Origin of the sequence: Jannaschia rubra (assembly GCF_001403735.1) — a bacterium.
In the GTDB taxonomy this organism is placed as follows: Bacteria; Pseudomonadota; Alphaproteobacteria; order Rhodobacterales; family Rhodobacteraceae; genus Jannaschia; species Jannaschia rubra.
Genome location: NZ_CXPG01000014.1, coordinates 49,711 through 65,067, shown reverse-complemented (window position 1 = coordinate 65,067; position 15,357 = coordinate 49,711). Strand labels below are relative to the sequence as shown.

Here is a 15,357-nt window from a genome sequence, read left to right as displayed (position 1 = left end):
GTCCCGATCTATGCGCGCACGGCCCCGCGCGCAACCTGACGCACCGTTGCGATTGACGCGGGCACCGGCGCGGGTCAGGGGGCCGCCATGTATCCTTTCGTCCGCCTTGGCTGGCAAATGCTGAAAACCCGGTCCGCGCCGCCGCTGGGCGTGCTCGACCCGCATCTGTCGCACCACCTCTGCCTGCCGTGGGATCTCGACGGGTTCGGGGAGCTCAACAACGGCCGCACGCTGACGCTCTATGACCTGGGGCGGTTCACGCTGGGCGCGCGGGTCGGGCTTCTGGCCGCGCTGCGCCGCCGCCGCTGGGGCCTGGCCGTGGCCGGGGCCAGCATCCGCTACCGCCGCCGCGTGACCCTGTTCCAGCGGATCGAGATGCGGACGCGGGTGGCCGGGTGGGACGAGCGGTTCTTCTACATCGTGCAGTCGATGTGGGTGGACGACACCTGCACGTCGCAGGCGTTGCTGCGGACGGCGGTGGTGGCGCGCGGCCGCGCCGTGCCCACGCAGGAGGTCGCGGCCGAACTGGGCTGGACCGGCCCCGCCCCCGAGATGCCCGATTGGATCGCCGCCTGGATCGATGCCGAGGCCATACGCCCATGGCCCCCCGCAGCCCCGGACTGACCGTTCCCGGGCAAGCCGCCCTTCGTAACGGCCGTTTCCCGAAGAACACGCGGTCGAAGCTGTCCTGTCGGGCGCGCCCGTCTCGACGTGGCCCAGATGCGGATAGAGCATCAGCTTCGCGGTCATCTTCGCGTCGGTGAACAGATGCGGCGCGTCCAGCCCCAGCCGCCGCGCCTCCGCCTCGCAGGTCTCGACCGGGGTCCGGCCGGTGCCCTGTCCGGCCATCCCCGGGTGCACGGCGACGCTGTCGAGGATCATGCGGCGACCCTCGGGGTCGAACACGACATGGCCCGCCACCGCGCCGTCGCGCAGCGCAACCCGGACGCACCCGACCGCGATCAGCGCGGCGAAATCGGCCTCCATCGGCGCGGGTCGCCGTCCGATCGGATCGACCCGGCGGGCATGGGCCCGTTCGATGCAATCGCGGATGGCGCCTTCGCCCGGAGCCACGGCAAGCCGGGTCATGACGTCCCCCCGCCATCCCTGTTGCGCGCCGCGCAGCCTGCGCGCAAGGTCGGGCGACCGGATGGGGGGACCGAATGACGGACATCGCGCTCAGGCGCCGGGTGCGCGGCTGGATGATGTTCGACTTCGCGTCGCAGCCCTACAACACGCTGCTGCTCACCTTCATCTTCGGCCCCTACTTCGCCTCGGCGGTGATGGACGACCCGGTGCGCGCGCAATCGACCTTCGGCTTCGCGGTGGGTCTTGCGGGCGTCGTCATGGCGCTGGGCGCGCCGGTGCTGGGCGCCATGGCCGACGCTTCGGGGCGGCATCTGGCGTGGATCAAGCTTTTCTCGCTGCTCTACGTCCTCGGGGCGGCATCGCTGTGGTTCGCGGTGCCGCTGGCCGATCCGGTCTGGCCGATCCTGCTCGTCTTCTGCGCGGGCCTCGTGGGGATGGAGTTCGCGACGATCTTCACCAACGCCATGCTCCCCGCGCTGGGCCCGAGGGAGGAGATCGGCCGCATCTCCGGCTCCGGCTGGGCGCTGGGTTACGTCGGCGGGGTGCTGGCGCTCGTGCTCATGCTGGGGTTCTTCGCGGAAAACGCCGTGGGCACGACGCTGCTGGGCCGGCCGCCCGCCTTCGGTCTCGACCCCGACACGCGGGCGGGGACGCGGTTCGTGGGGCCGTTCACGGCGCTCTGGTACGTGGTCTTCATGGTGCCCTTCTTCCTCTGGGTCCGGCCTGTCCGGCCCGTCGCGCGAACCGTGACGCCGGTGCGGGCCGCGCTGGCGCGGCTGGGCCAGACGCTCCGCTCGCTGCCGCGCAGGCCGGGCTTCGCGGCCTATCTCGGGGCGTCGATGCTCTACCGCGATGCGCTGAACGGCCTCTACACCTTCGGGGGCATCTACACGGCGGGGGTGCTGGGCTGGTCGGTGGTGGATATCGGGGTCTTCGGCATCCTCGCCGCCGTCACCGGCGCCATCGCCGCCTGGGCCGGCGGGCGCGCCGACCGGGCGCGGGGGCCGAAGCCGGTGATCGTCGCCTGCGTCGCCATCCTGCTCACCGTGTCGCTGATCGTGGTCACGGTCACGCCGGGGGCGGTGCTGCTGATCCCGGTGGCAGAGGGCTCGCCGCTGCCCGACGTGGCCTTCTACGTCCTCGGTGCGCTCATCGGCGGTGCGGGCGGCGCGCTTCAGGCGTCGAGCCGGACGATGCTGGTGCGCGTCGTGGCGCCCGGCCATGTGACCGAGGGCTTCGGCCTCTACGCGCTGGCCGGCAAGGCCACGGCCTTTCTCGCCCCGGTCCTGATCGGTGCGGTCACGCTCGCCTCCGGCAGCCAGCAGATCGGCATCCTGCCCATCGTCGGGCTGTTCACGCTCGGCCTGATCCTGCTAGTCTGGGTGAAACCGGAAGGGGAACCCGCATGATCCGCCTTTTCTTCATATGTCTCGCGCTTCTGGCGGCCCCCGCGCAGGCGCAGATCGCCAAGACGCAGTTCGGCGCCGCCCGCGCCCCCTCGGCCCAGGCGCCCGAACCCTTCGGCGGCTATTCGCGCGGCTGCGCGGCGGGCCTCGTGGCGCTGCCCGAAACGGGGCCGTCGTGGCAGGCCATGCGCCTGTCGCGCAACCGCAACTGGGGCCACCCGGAGCTTGTGGACCTGGTGCAGGACCTCGGCCGCCACATGGACCGCATCGGCTGGGCCGGCGTCTACGTGGGCGACATGAGCCAGCCGCGCGGCGGCCCGATGACCGACGGGCACCGCAGCCACCAGATCGGCCTCGATGCCGACGTCTGGCTCTATCCCGCGACAGACATGACCCTGTCGCCGCGCCAGCGCGAGAACCTGTCCGCCGTGTCGATGCGCCGCGCGAACGGCGCCTACGTCAATTCCAACTGGACGCGGGGGCAGCACGAGCTGGTCAAGCGCGCCGCGCAGGATCCGCGCACTGCGCGCATCTTCATCTTCCCCGGCGCCAAGGTGCAGATGTGCGCCGATGAGACGGGCGACCGGTCGTGGCTGCGGAAGGTGCGGCCGTGGTACGGGCACCACTATCACATGCACGTCCGCATCGCCTGCCCGGCGGGCGCCCGCGGGTGTCAGAACCAGGACCCACCGCCCCCCGGCGATGGCTGCGCCGAGGCGCGGCAATGGGTGGCCAACATCCTGAACCCGCCGCCCGCCGATCCGAACGCCCCACCGCCCGCGCCGCGACGTGAGTTGCAATTGGCCGATCTGCCGCAACAATGCGCCTCGGTCCTCTCCTCGCGCTGATCGCCGCGACCGGACCCGCCATCGCCGCCGAACATCTGGGCAGCCATACCTGGCAGCCCGCGTTCGACGGCGCGGGCGGGTATTCGGCGCTGTGGCTCGACGACGCGGGGGCGGAGTTCGTGACCCTGTCGGACCGGGGCCGCTGGATCCGGGGGCGGCTCCTGCGCGACGGGGCCGGCGGGGTGGCGGATGTCGCCGTGGCCGACCATGGCCCCCTCCTGCGCTCCACCGGCGAGCCGCTGGAGGGGCGGGAGGCCGATGCCGAGTCGCTGGCCTTCGCCGATGGCGCCTTTTTCGTGGCCTTCGAGGGAACGCACCGCATCATGCGCCACGACGACCTCGCCGCCCCGCCCCGGCGCATCCCGCAGCCCGATGCCTTCGCCGGGCTTCAGGGCAATTCGGGGATCGAGGCGCTGGCCGCCGACGCGGACGGCACGCTCTACGCCATTCCCGAACGCTCCGGCGCGGTGGACCGGCCGTTCCCCGTCCACCGCTTCCGGGGCGGGGTCTGGGACGTGCCCTTCGCCTTGCGCCGCGACGGCCGCTACCTCGTGTCGGGCGCCGACATCGGCCCGGACGGGCGGCTCTACCTGCTGGAACGGGACTTCGCCTTCTTCGGCTTCCGCACCCGCGTCCGCAGCTTCGACCTCGGCGGCGGGGACGAGCGGACCGAGATCGAGACCGCGATCGCCACCCATGACAACCTCGAAGGAATCGCCGTCTGGCGCGACGCCCGGGGCCGGATGCGGGTCACGATGATCTCGGACGACAACCAGCGGCCCGCCGTGCAGCGGACCGAGTTCGTGGACTACATCCTCGACTGACCGCCCCCGTCAGCGGGGATAGTCGCGCCGGGTCCGGGGCAGGGGCCAGTCCTCCATCAAGGCCAGCGCGTCCTCCGCCGTCTCGACGAAGCGGAACAGCTCCAGGTCGTCCTCCCCGATGGTGCCCGCATCGCGCAGCGCCTCCCAGTTGACGATGCTGCGCCAGAAATCCTCTCCGAACAGGAGGAAGGGCACCCGCTCCATCCGTCCCGACTGGATCAGGGTCAGCGACTCGAACAGCTCGTCCAATGTGCCGAAACCGCCCGGAAAGACGCAGATCGCGGCGGCCCGCATCAGGAAGTGCATCTTGCGGATGGCGAAATAGTGGAAGTTGAAGGCAAGCTCCGGCGTGACGTATTCGTTGGGCGCCTGTTCGTGCGGCAACACGATGTTGAGGCCGACGGACCGCCCCCCCGCCTCCCATGCGCCGCGGTTGCCGGCCTCCATCACGCCGGGGCCCCCGCCGGTGACGATGACGTTCTCGCGCCCGCCCGACTCGGCCATGGACCGCTCCGTGACCAGCCGCGCGAAGCGCCGCGCCTCCTCGTACTGGCCCGCGAGGTCGCGCAGCGCGGGCGTGCGGGCGCGGTCGCTTTCGGCGGGGCTCGGGATGCGCGCGCCGCCGAACAGCACGACCGTCGACATCACCTCCGCCTCGTCCATCAGCAGCGTGGGCTTGAGCAGTTCGAGTTGCAGGCGCACCGGTCGCAGGTCGGCCCGGCACAGGAAGTCCTCGTCGGCGAAGGCCAGGCGATAGGCGGGCGACCGGGTCTGCGGCGTGTCGGGAACGGTGCGCGCGGTGCGCGTATCCTCGCGCGAGTCGCGCAGGGGATGGGTGCGGTCGGTGTCGTTCATGGTCCTGCCTTGCGTCCAATGGGTCCGCGGCGGTGTAGCAGGCGATGCGGGCGCGCGCGACACGGTATCGCCCCGGTCGTGGCATCGGCGCCGGGAAAGGTGCCGGGAAACAAGGGGCTGGCGTCCGGATGGGGTGACGTCGGGGAAATATTGAATTCTTGCGCCCACCGGGATTTGCGGCAACGATACGTGGGATATCCCGACATTCTCATATGTGAGGAAACGACGATGAAACGCATTTCGATCCTTCCGGGGCTGCTCGCCGCCGCGCTCTGCCTGCCGGGGATGCAGGCCTCCGCGCAGGTGCTCATGCGCGGCAACGACACCGACCCCTCGACGCTCGACCAGCACAAGACCTCCACCGTGGCCGAGGCGAACCTGCTGCGCGACCTCTACGAGGGGCTCGTGACGCAGGACGCGGGTGGCGACGTGATCCCCGGCGCCGCCGAATCCTGGGAGGTGTCGGAGGACGGCCGCACCTATACCTTCAAGATGCGCGAAGGGGCCAAGTGGTCGAACGGCGACCCCGTGACCTCGGACGACTTCCTGTTCACGCTGCGCCGGATGATGACCCCGGCCACCGCGGCGGGCTATGCCAGCATCCTGTTCGACATCGAGAATGCCGAGGCCGTCACCAAGGGCGAGATGGAGCCCGCGGAGCTGGGCGTCGCCGCGCCCGACCCGCAGACGCTGGTCATCACCCTCAAGCAGCCCACCCCCTATTTCCTGGAGTTGCTGACCCACCAGACGGGCAAGCCGCTGCACCAGGCCAGCGTCGAGGAGCATGGCGTCAACTTCACCCGTGCCGGCAACCTCGTGAGCAACGGCGCCTACATGCTCGAAAGCTTCGTGCCGAACGACAAGATCGTCATGAAGAAGAACCCCGAGTTCTGGGATGCGGAGAACGTCCAGATCGAGGAGATCCAGTGGATCCCCTTCGAGGACCGCTCCGCCTGCCTGCGCCGCTTCGAGGCGGGCGAGGTGCATGTCTGCTCCGATGTTCCGGCCGAACAGATGGCCTACATGCAGGACAATTTGCCCGACCGGCTTCGCATCGCGCCCTATCTGGGCACCTATTACCTGCCGGTGAAGACCACCAAGGACAAGTTCGCCGACCCCCGCGTGCGGCAGGCGATCTCCATGCTGATCGACCGTCAGTTCCTGGCCGACGAGGTCTGGCAGGAGACGATGATCCCGGCCTACGGCCTCGTGCCGCCGGGCATCGCCAACTACGTCGATGAGCCGCCGATGCTCGACTATGCCGAGATGGACCTGCTCGACCGCGAGGACCGGGCGCTCGAACTCTTCGAGGAAGCGGGCGTGGACCCGGCCGACCTGACGGTCGAGCTGTCGTACAATTCCTCCGAGAACCATCGCAACACCATGGCGGCGGTGGCCGACATGCTGTCGAACGTGGGAATCAAGTCCAGCCTCAACGAGATGGAAGGGACGGGCTACTTCAACTACCTGCGCGAAGACGGCGACTTCGACATCGCGCGCGCGGGATGGATCGGCGACTACAGCGACCCGCAGAACTTCCTCTACCTCAACGAGGGCGACGTCTCGTTCAACTACTCCAAGTGGGTGAACGAGGAGTACGACGCCAAGATGGCCGAGGCGGCGCAGACGCTCGACCTCGACGAGCGGGCCAGGATCCTGGCCGAAGCCGAACGCATCTATCTCGACGAGGTGCCGACGATCCCGCTGCTCTACTATTCGTCGCGCGCGCTGGTCTCGGACCGCGTGTCGGGGTGGGAGGACAACATCCTCAACAACCACGCGACGCGCTGGCTGACGCTGGAAGACTGACCGACACCACCGGCGGCAGGGGCATGGGCCTGCCGCCGGCCTGCGTGAAAGGGACGAGATGCTGTCCTATACCCTGAAACGGCTGATGAGCGCGGTGCCCACGGTGTTCATCATCGTGACGCTGACGTTCTTCCTGATCCGTCTGGCGCCGGGCGGGCCGTTCGACCTGGAACGCCCGCTCGACCCGCTGATCCTCGCGAACCTGAACCGGGCCTACAACCTCGACGCTTCGCTCTGGTCGCAGTACCTGACCTATCTGGGCAACCTGCTGCAGGGCGACCTCGGGCCCAGCTTCACGCGCCGCGACTTCTCGGTGAACGACCTGTTCGCCGTGGGCCTGCCGGTGTCGATCCTGCTGGGCTCCCTCGCGCTGTCGCTGGCCGCCGTGCTGGGCACCTTCTTCGGCGCCTGGGCCGCGCTGCGCCAGAACTCGGCGGTGGACTACGCGGTGGTGGGCGTGGCCACCTTCGGGATCACGACACCCACCTTCGTCGTGGCGCCCCTTCTCAGCCTGTTCTTCGGCGTGGTGCTGGGCTGGCTGCCCGCCGGCGGGTGGAGCCAGGCGAACCCGATCTACTGGGTGCTGCCGGTGGTGACGCTGGCGCTGCCGCAGGTGGCGATCATCGCGCGGCTGGTGCGCGGCGCCACGATCGAGGCGCTGCGCTCGAACCACGTCCGCACGGCGCGGGCCTACGGGTTGCCCACACGGGTGGTGGTCGGCGTCCACGCCCTCCGCGCCGCGATGCTGCCCGCGGTCAGCTATCTCGGGCCGACGGCCGCGGGCCTTCTGACCGGATCGGTCGTGATCGAGACGATCTTCGGCATTCCCGGCATCGGCCGCTATTTCGTGCAAGGCGCGCTCGGGCGCGACTACACGCTGGTGATGGGAACGGTGGTGGTGATCGCCGTCTTCATCGTGCTGTTCAACCTGTTGGTCGATCTCATCTACGCGTGGCTCGACCCCCGCGTCCGGTTCGACTGAAGGGGCCCCGCGATGACCATTAAACCCGATCCGACCGAGGCCCTTCCCGCCGGCGAAGCCCAGGGGCGGTCGCTCTGGCAGGACGCCTGGCTCAGGCTGCGGCGCAACCGCGCGGCGGTGGCGAGCATGATCGTCCTCGCCGTGCTGACGCTGATCGGCGCCTTCGGCCCGATGATCTGGCCGCATCCCTACGACCGCGTCTATCAGCAGTTCGTCCGCGTCCCCGCGAGCCTCGAGGCCTATCCGCGCGAGGAGGCCGTCCTGCCCGCCTTCGAGCGCCTGCTCACCCGCGCCCGCGTCGACCACGGCGAACCGGAGCTTTCGGGCAGCGAGATCAGCGTGGGTCTCACCTCCGACGAGGCGATCGACCCCCGGATCCTGCGCTATTTCCAGCGCTCCGACCTGTTCTTCGCGCCCGCGCTCGACCTTGCGGACGACGGCCTGACCGGCACGCTGACGGCGCGGGTGGAGCGGCTGCATTTCTACCTCGGCACCGATGCCATCGGGCGCGACATGGCCGCGCGCATCATGATCGGGGTCCGCATCTCGCTCTCCATCGGCATCCTCGCCTCGGTCATGGCGCTGCTGCTGGGCGTGACCTACGGCGCGGTATCCGGCTACCTCGGGGGCAAGGTGGACAACGTGATGATGCGGGTGGTGGACATCCTCTATTCACTGCCATTCATCTTCTTCGTCATCCTTCTGGTGGTGTTCTTCGGGCGAAGTCTGGTCATCATCTTCATCGCCATCGGCGCGACCGAATGGCTGGACATGGCACGGATCGTGCGCGGCCAGACGCTCAGCCTCAAGCGGCAGGAGTTCGTTCAGGCGGCCGAAGCGATGGGCGCGACCAAGGCGGGCATCCTGTTCCGCCACATCATCCCCAACACGCTGGGCCCGGTCGTCGTCTTTGTCACGCTGCTGGTGCCCAAGGCGATCCTCCTTGAAAGCCTGCTGTCGTTCCTCGGCCTCGGCGTGCAGGACCCGCTGACCTCGCTGGGGCTGCTCATCTCCGAAGGGGCGGCCAACATGCGCGGCGCGCTCTGGCTTCTGATCTGGCCCGCCGCGACGCTCACGCTGATCCTCTTCGCGCTCAATTTCCTGGGCGACGGCCTGCGCGATTCGCTCGACCCGAAGGACCGCTGACATGGACCCCGTTCTTTCCGTCCGCGACCTGACGGTCGATTTCGACACCAACGACGGCGTGGTGCGCGCCGTGCGGGGCATCGATCTCGACGTGATGCCCGGCGAAACCGTCGCCATCGTCGGCGAATCCGGCTCGGGCAAGAGCCAGACGACCATGGCGATCATGGGTCTTCTGGCGTCGAACGGCCGCGCCGGGGGGTCGGCGAAATACCGCGGCAAGGAACTGCTGGGGCAGTCCGACCGGCAGCTGAACCGCATCCGGGGCGAGAAGATCACCATGATCTTCCAGGAGCCGATGACCTCGCTCGACCCGCTCTACCGGATCGGCACCCAACTGGCCGAGCCGATGCGCCACCACCGCGGCGTCAGCAAGCGCGACGCCCGGCCGCGCATCATCGAACTGCTCGACCTCGTGGGCATCCCCGAGCCGGAGCGGCGGATCGACAGCTATCCACACGAACTCTCCGGCGGCCAGCGTCAGCGCGTGATGATCGCCATGGCGCTGGCCTGCGACCCGGACGTGCTGATCGCGGACGAGCCGACGACCGCGCTCGACGTGACGGTGCAGGCGCAGATCCTGGAATTGCTGGCGGGGCTTCAGGCGAAGCTCGGCATGGCCATCGTCTTCATCACCCACGATCTCGGCATCGTGCAGCGCTTCGCGGACCGCATCTACGTCATGAAATCGGGCGAGGTGGTCGAGACGAACGAGACGGCCGCGCTGTTCGCCGCGCCCGCGCATCCCTACACCCGGATGCTGCTCGCCGCCGAGCCGGAGGGCGAGAAACCCGCACCGCCCGAGGACGCGCCCGAACTGCTGCGCGGCGACGACCTGCGGGTGTCGTTCCGGACCGACAAGCAGGGGTTGTTCAGCAAGCCCGAGCTTTTCCACGCCGTCGACGGCGTCAGCGTCCGCCTGCGGCAGGGGCAGACCATCGGCGTGGTGGGCGAATCCGGGTCGGGGAAATCGACGCTGGGCCGCGCGCTCCTGCGCCTCGTGCCGACCGAGGGGCGGGTGGTCTATCTGGGCCAGCCGCTCGACCCCGCGCCGTCGGTCATGCGGCCGCTCAGGCGCGAGTTGCAGCTGGTGTTCCAGGACCCGTTCGGCTCGCTCTCGCCGCGCATGACCATCGGGCGGATCATCACCGAGGGGCTGCTGATCCATACCCCCGACCTGTCCTCGGCCGAGCGCGACCGCCGCGCGGGCGAGGCGCTGACCGAGGTCGGGCTCGACCCCTCCGTCCGCAACCGCTATCCGCACGAGTTCTCGGGCGGGCAGCGCCAGCGCATCGCCATAGCCCGCACCATGATCCTGCGGCCCCGCGTGATCGTGCTGGACGAGCCGACGAGCGCGCTCGACCGGTCGGTGCAGAAGCAGATCATCGAACTGCTGCGCGACCTTCAGGCCGAACACGGGCTGAGCTATGTCTTCATCAGCCACGACCTGGCCGTGGTGCGCGCCGTGTCGGACTACATCCTGGTGATGAAGGACGGACGGATCGTCGAGGAAGGCCCGGTGGAGGAAATCTTCGACCGACCCGAACGCGACTACACCCGCACGCTGATGTCCGCGGCATTGGACGTGACGCGGTTCGGCGAGGCGGGGGCCTAGAAGCGGCTGAGGATCAGGCCGCCCGCCACCATGACCATCGCCAGCACCCGCTGCGGCGTGATGGCGTGGACCGGCGCGCCGAAGGCCCCCACCGCGTCGAGCAGAAGCGCCGCCGTAAGCTGCCCCAGAAGCAGCGCCGAGATCGCCGTCAGCACCCCCGTCACCGGCACCGACCAGAGCATCGCCCAGACCACCACCGCGCCGAGGAACCCGCCGATCCAGTAGAGCGGCGAGACACCGCCCGCCCGCAGGATCGACGCTGGGTCGCCGATGACGAGGGTCAGCACCAGAAGCGCCGCGAAGCCCACGCCGAAGGACACCGTCGCCGCCCCGAGCCCGCTGCCGATCAGGCGGCCCAGCGTGGCGTTGAGCGGGGCCTGAAGCCCGAAGCCCAGCCCTGCGACGAAGACCACCGCGACGGGGACGAGGAGGGCGGGAGAGAGGGAGTTCATGCGCGGTGCCTTTCGCGATTGTCCGGCCTGCGATTGCCTGACTGCGGCGTGACCGATAGAAGCGCCCGGGTCAATCACCGCGAAAGCCCTGGCCCGAAGGACCTGTCCCATGTCGAACGAGCACCTCGAATCCGCCATCGAAGCCGCCTGGGGGGACCGCGAGCGGATCACCCCCCAGACCACCGGCGAGCCGCGCGAGGCGATCGAGGCGACGCTGGACGCGCTCGACGCAGGGAAGCTGCGCGTGGCCGAGCCGAGGCCCGATGGCGTCTGGCACGTCAACCAATGGGCCAAGAAGGCGGTGCTGCTGGGGTTCCGGTTGAAGAACATGGAGTTGCAGGAAGGCGGGCCGCAGGGCGGCGCCTGGTGGGACAAGGTGGACAGCAAGTTCCACGGCTGGAACGCCGCCCGCTGGGAAAGCGCGGGCTTTCGCGCGGTGCCCAACTGCATCGTGCGGCGGTCGGCGTATATCGCGCCGGGCGTGGTGCTGATGCCATCGTTCGTGAACCTGGGCGCCCATGTGGACAGCGGCACCATGGTCGACACCTGGGCCACGGTCGGGTCTTGCGCGCAGATCGGCAAGAATGTGCACCTGTCGGGCGGCGTGGGCATCGGCGGCGTGCTGGAGCCGATGCAGGCGGGTCCGACGATCATCGAGGACAACTGCTTCATCGGCGCGCGGTCCGAAGTCGTCGAAGGCTGCATCGTGCGCGAGGGCAGCGTGCTGGGCATGGGGGTCTTCATCGGCAAATCCACCAAGATCGTCGACCGGGAGACGGGCGAGGTGACCTATGGCGAGGTTCCGCCCTATTCGGTGGTCGTGGCGGGGTCGATGCCGTCGAAGAACGGTGTGAACCTTTACTGCGCGGTCATCGTGAAGCGGGTGGACGAGAAGACCCGCTCCAAGACCGCGATCAACGAGCTTCTGCGCGACTGACTGGTCACTCGGGGGGCGGGTGCAGCCCCTCGCGCGCCAGCGCCGCATCCTCCAGCGCGTCCATGCGGGCCATGGCGGCACGCTTGCGGCCGAGCGATTGCCACATGGCCCGCCGCCACGCCCGCCGGGCCGAGGCGGGGGACCATTGCAGCCGCGCCCCCGCGAGCCATTCGCGCAGCGCGGGCGGCAGCGCGTCGTAATCGGCCATCACGCGCCTGCGGTCGCGCGCCCGGCGAAGGGAGGGCGGATCGGTCATGGCGCTTGAGATGGGTCGGCGGGAAGGCGCTGTCAAACGCGGACGTGGAACTGCCCGGGGGGAGGGTGCGTTTTCGGGTGCGCAACCACTCAACAAGGGAGGACCTTCAATGGGTCTCGGATTTCTCGCATCGATCATCGTCGGCGGACTGGCCGGCTGGATCGCCAGCATGATCATGAAGGCCGACACCGGCCTGTTTCTCAACATCATCCTCGGGATCGTCGGGGCCGTGGTCCTCAACTTCATCCTGGGGCTCATGGGCATCTATGCCGCCGATGCCTGGATCCCGCAGCTGATCGTCGGGATCATCGGCGCCTGCATCCTGATCTTCGGCGTGCGCGCCATCCGCAGCTAGGTCCGTCACCGGACGATCCGACGCCGCGCCCCGCCCCGGGCGCGGCGTCTGGCGTTTCGGGGCGTTGACACCGGCTCGCGCGCGGCGGACACCCGCCCCATGACCGACAGAAAACCCAAGCGCCCGCACCACGTCTACACCCTGCTGGTGGAGGTCGGGCGCAAGTCCGGCGACGGCCTGCCCCCGGATGCGACCGGCGCCGCGCTGATGTGCTATGCCTCCGGCGTGGACGAGGACGAGGCCGTGCGCGAGACGGTCGCCGTCCTCAAGACGGCCGACCTGAACGTGCTGGAAGTCACTGGCTACGGCTCGTTGGAGGAGCGGGAGGCGGAAGGCCACGACATCGAGGTGGATGAGCGTAAGCTGATGGCGCGCGCGCTGCGCGAGAACTCGGTCGTGGTGGCGCAGACCACGGTGTTCCGCGAGGGCGACGAGGTGGGCGACGCGCCGGAGGACGACGCGTGATCGACCCGGTGGACCTGACCGCGCGGCTGGTCCGCTGCCCTTCCGTCACGCCGGAGGAGGGCGGCGCGCTCGTCCTGCTGGAGGAGGTGCTCGGCGCCGCGGGCTTCGCCTGCACCCGCGTGGACCGGGGGGGCGTCGCCAACCTGTTCGCGCGTTGGGGCGCGAAGGGTCACGCCCGCAGCTTCGGCTTCAACGGCCACACCGATGTGGTCCCGGTGGGCGACCTTGCCGCCTGGACGCACGACCCCTTCGGCGCGGTGATTGAGGATGGCTGGCTCTACGGCCGGGGGGCCACCGACATGAAATCGGGGGTCGCCGCCTTCGTCGCCGCCGCCATCGATTTCGTGGAAGGCACGCCCCCCGACGGTGCCGTCATCCTGGCCATCACCGGCGACGAGGAGGGGGAGGCGACCGACGGGACCGTGGCCCTGCTCGACTGGATGGAGGCGGAGGGCGAGACGATGGACGTCTGCCTGGTGGGCGAGCCGACCTGCCCCGACCACATGGGCCAGATGATAAAGATCGGGCGGCGCGGGTCGCTGAACGCGCGGTTCACCTTTCGCGGGCGGCAGGGGCACGCGGCCTATCCCGATCGGGCTCTGAACCCCCTGCCGGCGATGGCGCGGATGATGGCCGACCTGTCGGAGCATGACCTGGACCGGGGGACCGGGCATTTCGACCCCTCGACCTTGGCCGTGGTGACGATGGACACGGGCAATCCGGCGACGAACGTCATTCCGGCCGAGGCGCGGGCCACGGTCAACATCCGCTTCAACGACAGCCATTCCGGCGCGTCCCTGACGGCTTGGCTGGAGGCGGAGGCGGCCCGCACCCAGGCCCGGACCGGCGTATCGGTTTCCGTCGAGGTGCGCGTGTCGGGCGAGGCGTTCCTGACCCCGCCCGGCACCCTGTCGGACCTTGTGGCCGAGGCCGTTCAGGTCGAGACGAATCGCAGCCCGGAGCTTTCGACCAGCGGCGGCACCTCGGACGCCCGCTTCGTGCGGGACCATTGCCCGGTGGTGGAGTTCGGACTGGTGGGCCACCGGATGCACGCCGTGGACGAGCGCGTGCGGGTGGAGCAGATCGGACAGCTGAAAGCGATCTACGGACGCATCCTGCGGGGTTATTTCGGCTGACACGGCTTCGCCCGCGTCCGGGCCTTGGGTCCGGTCGAGGTGCGGCGGTCTCGGGGTGCGGCCACGGGATTGGGAGCCCCGAAGCCGCATTGGTGGAAAACCGGCGCCGCGCCATTTCAGGGCGGGCGGGTCATGCCGGGGCGTGTCAGACCCCGTTTCCTGCCCTCTGGGTTCACCCGGAAGGATCGGGGAGCGATCCCCGATGATGCCGGCGGGCAGAAACGACCCGTCGTCTTCGCTGTTGCGACGGTGCGGTTCTCGGCCCGAGCGATGAAGAAAGCGTTAAGCCGCGGCGCGGGCGCGGTCGGCGCGCAGGAAGACCGGCGCGTCGGGGGCCGAGCGATCCGCCTGCCACGCGTAGCCGCCGGCATCGAAGGCGCGGAGACCCGCGGGATCGTCGATGCGGTTGTCCACGACGAAGCGCGCCATGGCGCCGCGGGCCTGCTTGGCAAAGAAGCCGACGACCCGGGGGCCGCCGGGCTTGTCTTCGAGGAAGGTGGGGGTGACGACCCGCAGCGCCAGCGCGTCGGGGCGCACCGCGCCGAAATATTCCCGGCTGGCGCAGTTCAGGAGCAGGTCCGTTCCCGCCTGCCGCGCGTCGTCGTTCAGGAGGTGCGCGATACGGTCACCCCAGAAGTCGTAGAGGCTGCGGCCCCGCCCGGTGGCGAGCCGCGTGCCCATCTCCAGCCGATATGGCCGGATGCCGTCGAGCGGGCGGAGAAGGCCGTAGAGCCCCGAGAGGATGCGCAACCGCCCTTGCGCCTGGCGCAGCGCGTCGTCGGACATCGTGGCGGCGTCGAGGCCGGTGTAGGTGTCGCCCGCGAAGGCGAAGACGGCGGGTTTCGCCGGCGCCGTATCCCAGTCGCGGAAGCGGTCACGGTTGAGCCGGGCGAGGTTTTCGGAGATCGACATGAGGCCCATCAGGTCTTCCACCCCCTGCCGCCGCATGACCCCGAGCAGGGCGTCGGTGTCTCCGGTCAGGCGCGGCTCGGTCGCGGCATGGTCCGCCGGGCCGAGGTCGAGCTTTTTCGCGGGCGAGATGACGGTGAGCATGGGGCAGGTCCTGATCGGTGCGGAGCGGCGCAGTCTAGCGGGAGGGGCGGGGGTCGCAACCGGCAGTTGATGCAGATCATGGCCGACGCGGGCCGCTGCGGGCAGCATGATGCGACGGCAGCCCCGAGGAGG

16 protein-coding genes and 1 pseudogene are annotated in these 15,357 nt (G+C 69.7%); 12 read left to right on the top strand and 5 right to left on the bottom strand.

Annotated features, from left to right (window positions below; genetic code table 11):
- The first annotated feature begins 87 nt into the window (after nucleotides 1–87).
- Nucleotides 88–624, top strand: coding sequence for a thioesterase family protein (locus tag JAN5088_RS06205; RefSeq protein WP_055681951.1), 537 nt, complete (start codon nucleotides 88–90; stop codon nucleotides 622–624).
- Nucleotides 625–786: 162 nt separating this feature from the next.
- On the opposite strand, the pseudogene JAN5088_RS19635 reads toward JAN5088_RS06205, so the two are convergent.
- A pseudogene (locus JAN5088_RS19635) lies at nucleotides 787–987 on the bottom strand (GNAT family N-acetyltransferase); the annotation flags it as partial.
- A 176-nt stretch (nucleotides 988–1,163) separates the two neighbouring features.
- Between JAN5088_RS19635 and JAN5088_RS06195 the strand changes: the two are divergent.
- The 3 genes from JAN5088_RS06195 to JAN5088_RS06185 are packed head-to-tail and all read left to right on the top strand — an operon-like array spanning nucleotide 1,164 to nucleotide 4,167.
- On the top strand, nucleotides 1,164–2,498 hold the full coding sequence (locus JAN5088_RS06195; RefSeq protein WP_055681949.1) for an MFS transporter: 1,335 nt from the start codon (nucleotides 1,164–1,166) through the stop codon (nucleotides 2,496–2,498).
- Complete coding sequence (mepA, locus tag JAN5088_RS06190; protein WP_055681948.1) at nucleotides 2,495–3,343, top strand: penicillin-insensitive murein endopeptidase; 849 nt, start codon at nucleotides 2,495–2,497, stop codon at nucleotides 3,341–3,343. Before JAN5088_RS06195 ends, mepA begins: the two co-directional genes overlap by 4 nt.
- Nucleotides 3,316–4,167 (top strand): esterase-like activity of phytase family protein, encoded by an 852-nt coding sequence (locus JAN5088_RS06185; protein WP_055681947.1) that lies wholly within the window; start codon nucleotides 3,316–3,318, stop codon nucleotides 4,165–4,167. Before mepA ends, JAN5088_RS06185 begins: the two co-directional genes overlap by 28 nt.
- A 9-nt stretch (nucleotides 4,168–4,176) precedes the next feature.
- Here JAN5088_RS06185 and JAN5088_RS06180 read toward each other — a convergent pair whose 3' ends face one another.
- The gene (locus JAN5088_RS06180) at nucleotides 4,177–5,022 is read right to left on the bottom strand and encodes an LOG family protein (protein WP_055681946.1); all 846 of its coding nucleotides are present in this window, start codon (nucleotides 5,020–5,022) and stop codon (nucleotides 4,177–4,179) included.
- Nucleotides 5,023–5,250: 228 nt separating this feature from the next.
- Here JAN5088_RS06180 and JAN5088_RS06175 point away from each other — a divergent pair, with 228 nt between their 5' ends.
- Genes JAN5088_RS06175 through JAN5088_RS06160 form a run of 4 tightly spaced genes read left to right on the top strand, consistent with a single transcriptional unit; the run spans nucleotide 5,251 to nucleotide 10,571 of the window.
- The gene (locus JAN5088_RS06175) at nucleotides 5,251–6,831 is read left to right on the top strand and encodes a peptide ABC transporter substrate-binding protein (protein WP_055681945.1); all 1,581 of its coding nucleotides are present in this window, start codon (nucleotides 5,251–5,253) and stop codon (nucleotides 6,829–6,831) included.
- Nucleotides 6,832–6,889: 58 nt separating this feature from the next.
- Nucleotides 6,890–7,813: an ABC transporter permease subunit gene (locus JAN5088_RS06170; protein ID WP_055681944.1), complete on the top strand. Its 924-nt coding sequence runs from the start codon at nucleotides 6,890–6,892 to the stop codon at nucleotides 7,811–7,813.
- A gap of 12 nt (nucleotides 7,814–7,825) precedes the next feature.
- Nucleotides 7,826–8,959: an ABC transporter permease gene (locus JAN5088_RS06165; RefSeq protein WP_055681943.1), complete on the top strand. Its 1,134-nt coding sequence runs from the start codon at nucleotides 7,826–7,828 to the stop codon at nucleotides 8,957–8,959.
- A 1-nt stretch (nucleotide 8,960) separates the two neighbouring features.
- Nucleotides 8,961–10,571 carry an ABC transporter ATP-binding protein gene (locus tag JAN5088_RS06160; protein ID WP_055681942.1) on the top strand — a complete coding sequence of 537 codons (1,611 nt, stop codon included), beginning with the start codon at nucleotides 8,961–8,963 and terminating at the stop codon, nucleotides 10,569–10,571.
- Here the strand turns inward: JAN5088_RS06160 and JAN5088_RS06155 are convergent.
- Nucleotides 10,568–11,023, bottom strand: a complete 456-nt coding sequence (locus JAN5088_RS06155) for a DMT family transporter (RefSeq protein ID WP_055681941.1) — start codon at nucleotides 11,021–11,023, stop codon at nucleotides 10,568–10,570. The genes JAN5088_RS06160 and JAN5088_RS06155 overlap by 4 nt on opposite strands.
- Before the next feature lie 109 nt (nucleotides 11,024–11,132).
- On the opposite strand from JAN5088_RS06155, the gene dapD reads away from it, so the two are divergent.
- On the top strand, nucleotides 11,133–11,960 hold the full coding sequence (gene dapD, locus JAN5088_RS06150) for a 2,3,4,5-tetrahydropyridine-2,6-dicarboxylate N-succinyltransferase (protein WP_055681940.1): 828 nt from the start codon (nucleotides 11,133–11,135) through the stop codon (nucleotides 11,958–11,960).
- Nucleotides 11,961–11,964: 4 nt separating this feature from the next.
- On the opposite strand, the gene JAN5088_RS06145 is transcribed toward dapD, so the two are convergent.
- Nucleotides 11,965–12,216 (bottom strand): DUF6525 family protein, encoded by a 252-nt coding sequence (locus JAN5088_RS06145; RefSeq protein WP_055681939.1) that lies wholly within the window; start codon nucleotides 12,214–12,216, stop codon nucleotides 11,965–11,967.
- 109 nt (nucleotides 12,217–12,325) lie between these two features.
- Here JAN5088_RS06145 and JAN5088_RS06140 point away from each other — a divergent pair, with 109 nt between their 5' ends.
- From JAN5088_RS06140 to dapE, 3 genes are all read left to right on the top strand, one after another.
- Complete coding sequence (locus JAN5088_RS06140) at nucleotides 12,326–12,571, top strand: GlsB/YeaQ/YmgE family stress response membrane protein (protein WP_055681938.1); 246 nt, start codon at nucleotides 12,326–12,328, stop codon at nucleotides 12,569–12,571.
- Between the two features lie 99 nt (nucleotides 12,572–12,670).
- Complete coding sequence (locus JAN5088_RS06135; protein ID WP_055681937.1) at nucleotides 12,671–13,036, top strand: DUF8846 family protein; 366 nt, start codon at nucleotides 12,671–12,673, stop codon at nucleotides 13,034–13,036.
- Nucleotides 13,033–14,172: a succinyl-diaminopimelate desuccinylase gene (gene dapE, locus JAN5088_RS06130; protein ID WP_055681936.1), complete on the top strand. Its 1,140-nt coding sequence runs from the start codon at nucleotides 13,033–13,035 to the stop codon at nucleotides 14,170–14,172. The genes JAN5088_RS06135 and dapE overlap by 4 nt, the downstream gene beginning before the upstream one ends.
- Nucleotides 14,173–14,454: 282 nt before the next feature.
- On the opposite strand, the gene yaaA is transcribed toward dapE, so the two are convergent.
- Nucleotides 14,455–15,225: a peroxide stress protein YaaA gene (yaaA, locus tag JAN5088_RS06125; protein ID WP_055681935.1), complete on the bottom strand. Its 771-nt coding sequence runs from the start codon at nucleotides 15,223–15,225 to the stop codon at nucleotides 14,455–14,457.
- Nucleotides 15,226–15,357 lie beyond the last annotated feature (132 nt).

Coding starts and splice junctions, on each gene's coding strand:
- yaaA (WP_055681935.1), bottom strand. CDS start 15,225: ATGCTCACCGTCATCTCGCCCGCGAAAAAGCTCGACCTCGGCCCGGCG.
- JAN5088_RS06170 (WP_055681944.1), top strand. CDS start 6,890: ATGCTGTCCTATACCCTGAAACGGCTGATGAGCGCGGTGCCCACGGTG.
- JAN5088_RS06160 (WP_055681942.1), top strand. CDS start 8,961: ATGGACCCCGTTCTTTCCGTCCGCGACCTGACGGTCGATTTCGACACC.
- JAN5088_RS06165 (WP_055681943.1), top strand. CDS start 7,826: ATGACCATTAAACCCGATCCGACCGAGGCCCTTCCCGCCGGCGAAGCC.
- JAN5088_RS06180 (WP_055681946.1), bottom strand. CDS start 5,022: ATGAACGACACCGACCGCACCCATCCCCTGCGCGACTCGCGCGAGGAT.
- JAN5088_RS06185 (WP_055681947.1), top strand. CDS start 3,316: ATGCGCCTCGGTCCTCTCCTCGCGCTGATCGCCGCGACCGGACCCGCC.
- JAN5088_RS06205 (WP_055681951.1), top strand. CDS start 88: ATGTATCCTTTCGTCCGCCTTGGCTGGCAAATGCTGAAAACCCGGTCC.
- JAN5088_RS06175 (WP_055681945.1), top strand. CDS start 5,251: ATGAAACGCATTTCGATCCTTCCGGGGCTGCTCGCCGCCGCGCTCTGC.
- JAN5088_RS06140 (WP_055681938.1), top strand. CDS start 12,326: ATGGGTCTCGGATTTCTCGCATCGATCATCGTCGGCGGACTGGCCGGC.
- mepA (WP_055681948.1), top strand. CDS start 2,495: ATGATCCGCCTTTTCTTCATATGTCTCGCGCTTCTGGCGGCCCCCGCG.
- dapD (WP_055681940.1), top strand. CDS start 11,133: ATGTCGAACGAGCACCTCGAATCCGCCATCGAAGCCGCCTGGGGGGAC.
- JAN5088_RS06145 (WP_055681939.1), bottom strand. CDS start 12,216: ATGACCGATCCGCCCTCCCTTCGCCGGGCGCGCGACCGCAGGCGCGTG.
- JAN5088_RS06155 (WP_055681941.1), bottom strand. CDS start 11,023: ATGAACTCCCTCTCTCCCGCCCTCCTCGTCCCCGTCGCGGTGGTCTTC.
- JAN5088_RS06195 (WP_055681949.1), top strand. CDS start 1,164: ATGACGGACATCGCGCTCAGGCGCCGGGTGCGCGGCTGGATGATGTTC.
- JAN5088_RS06135 (WP_055681937.1), top strand. CDS start 12,671: ATGACCGACAGAAAACCCAAGCGCCCGCACCACGTCTACACCCTGCTG.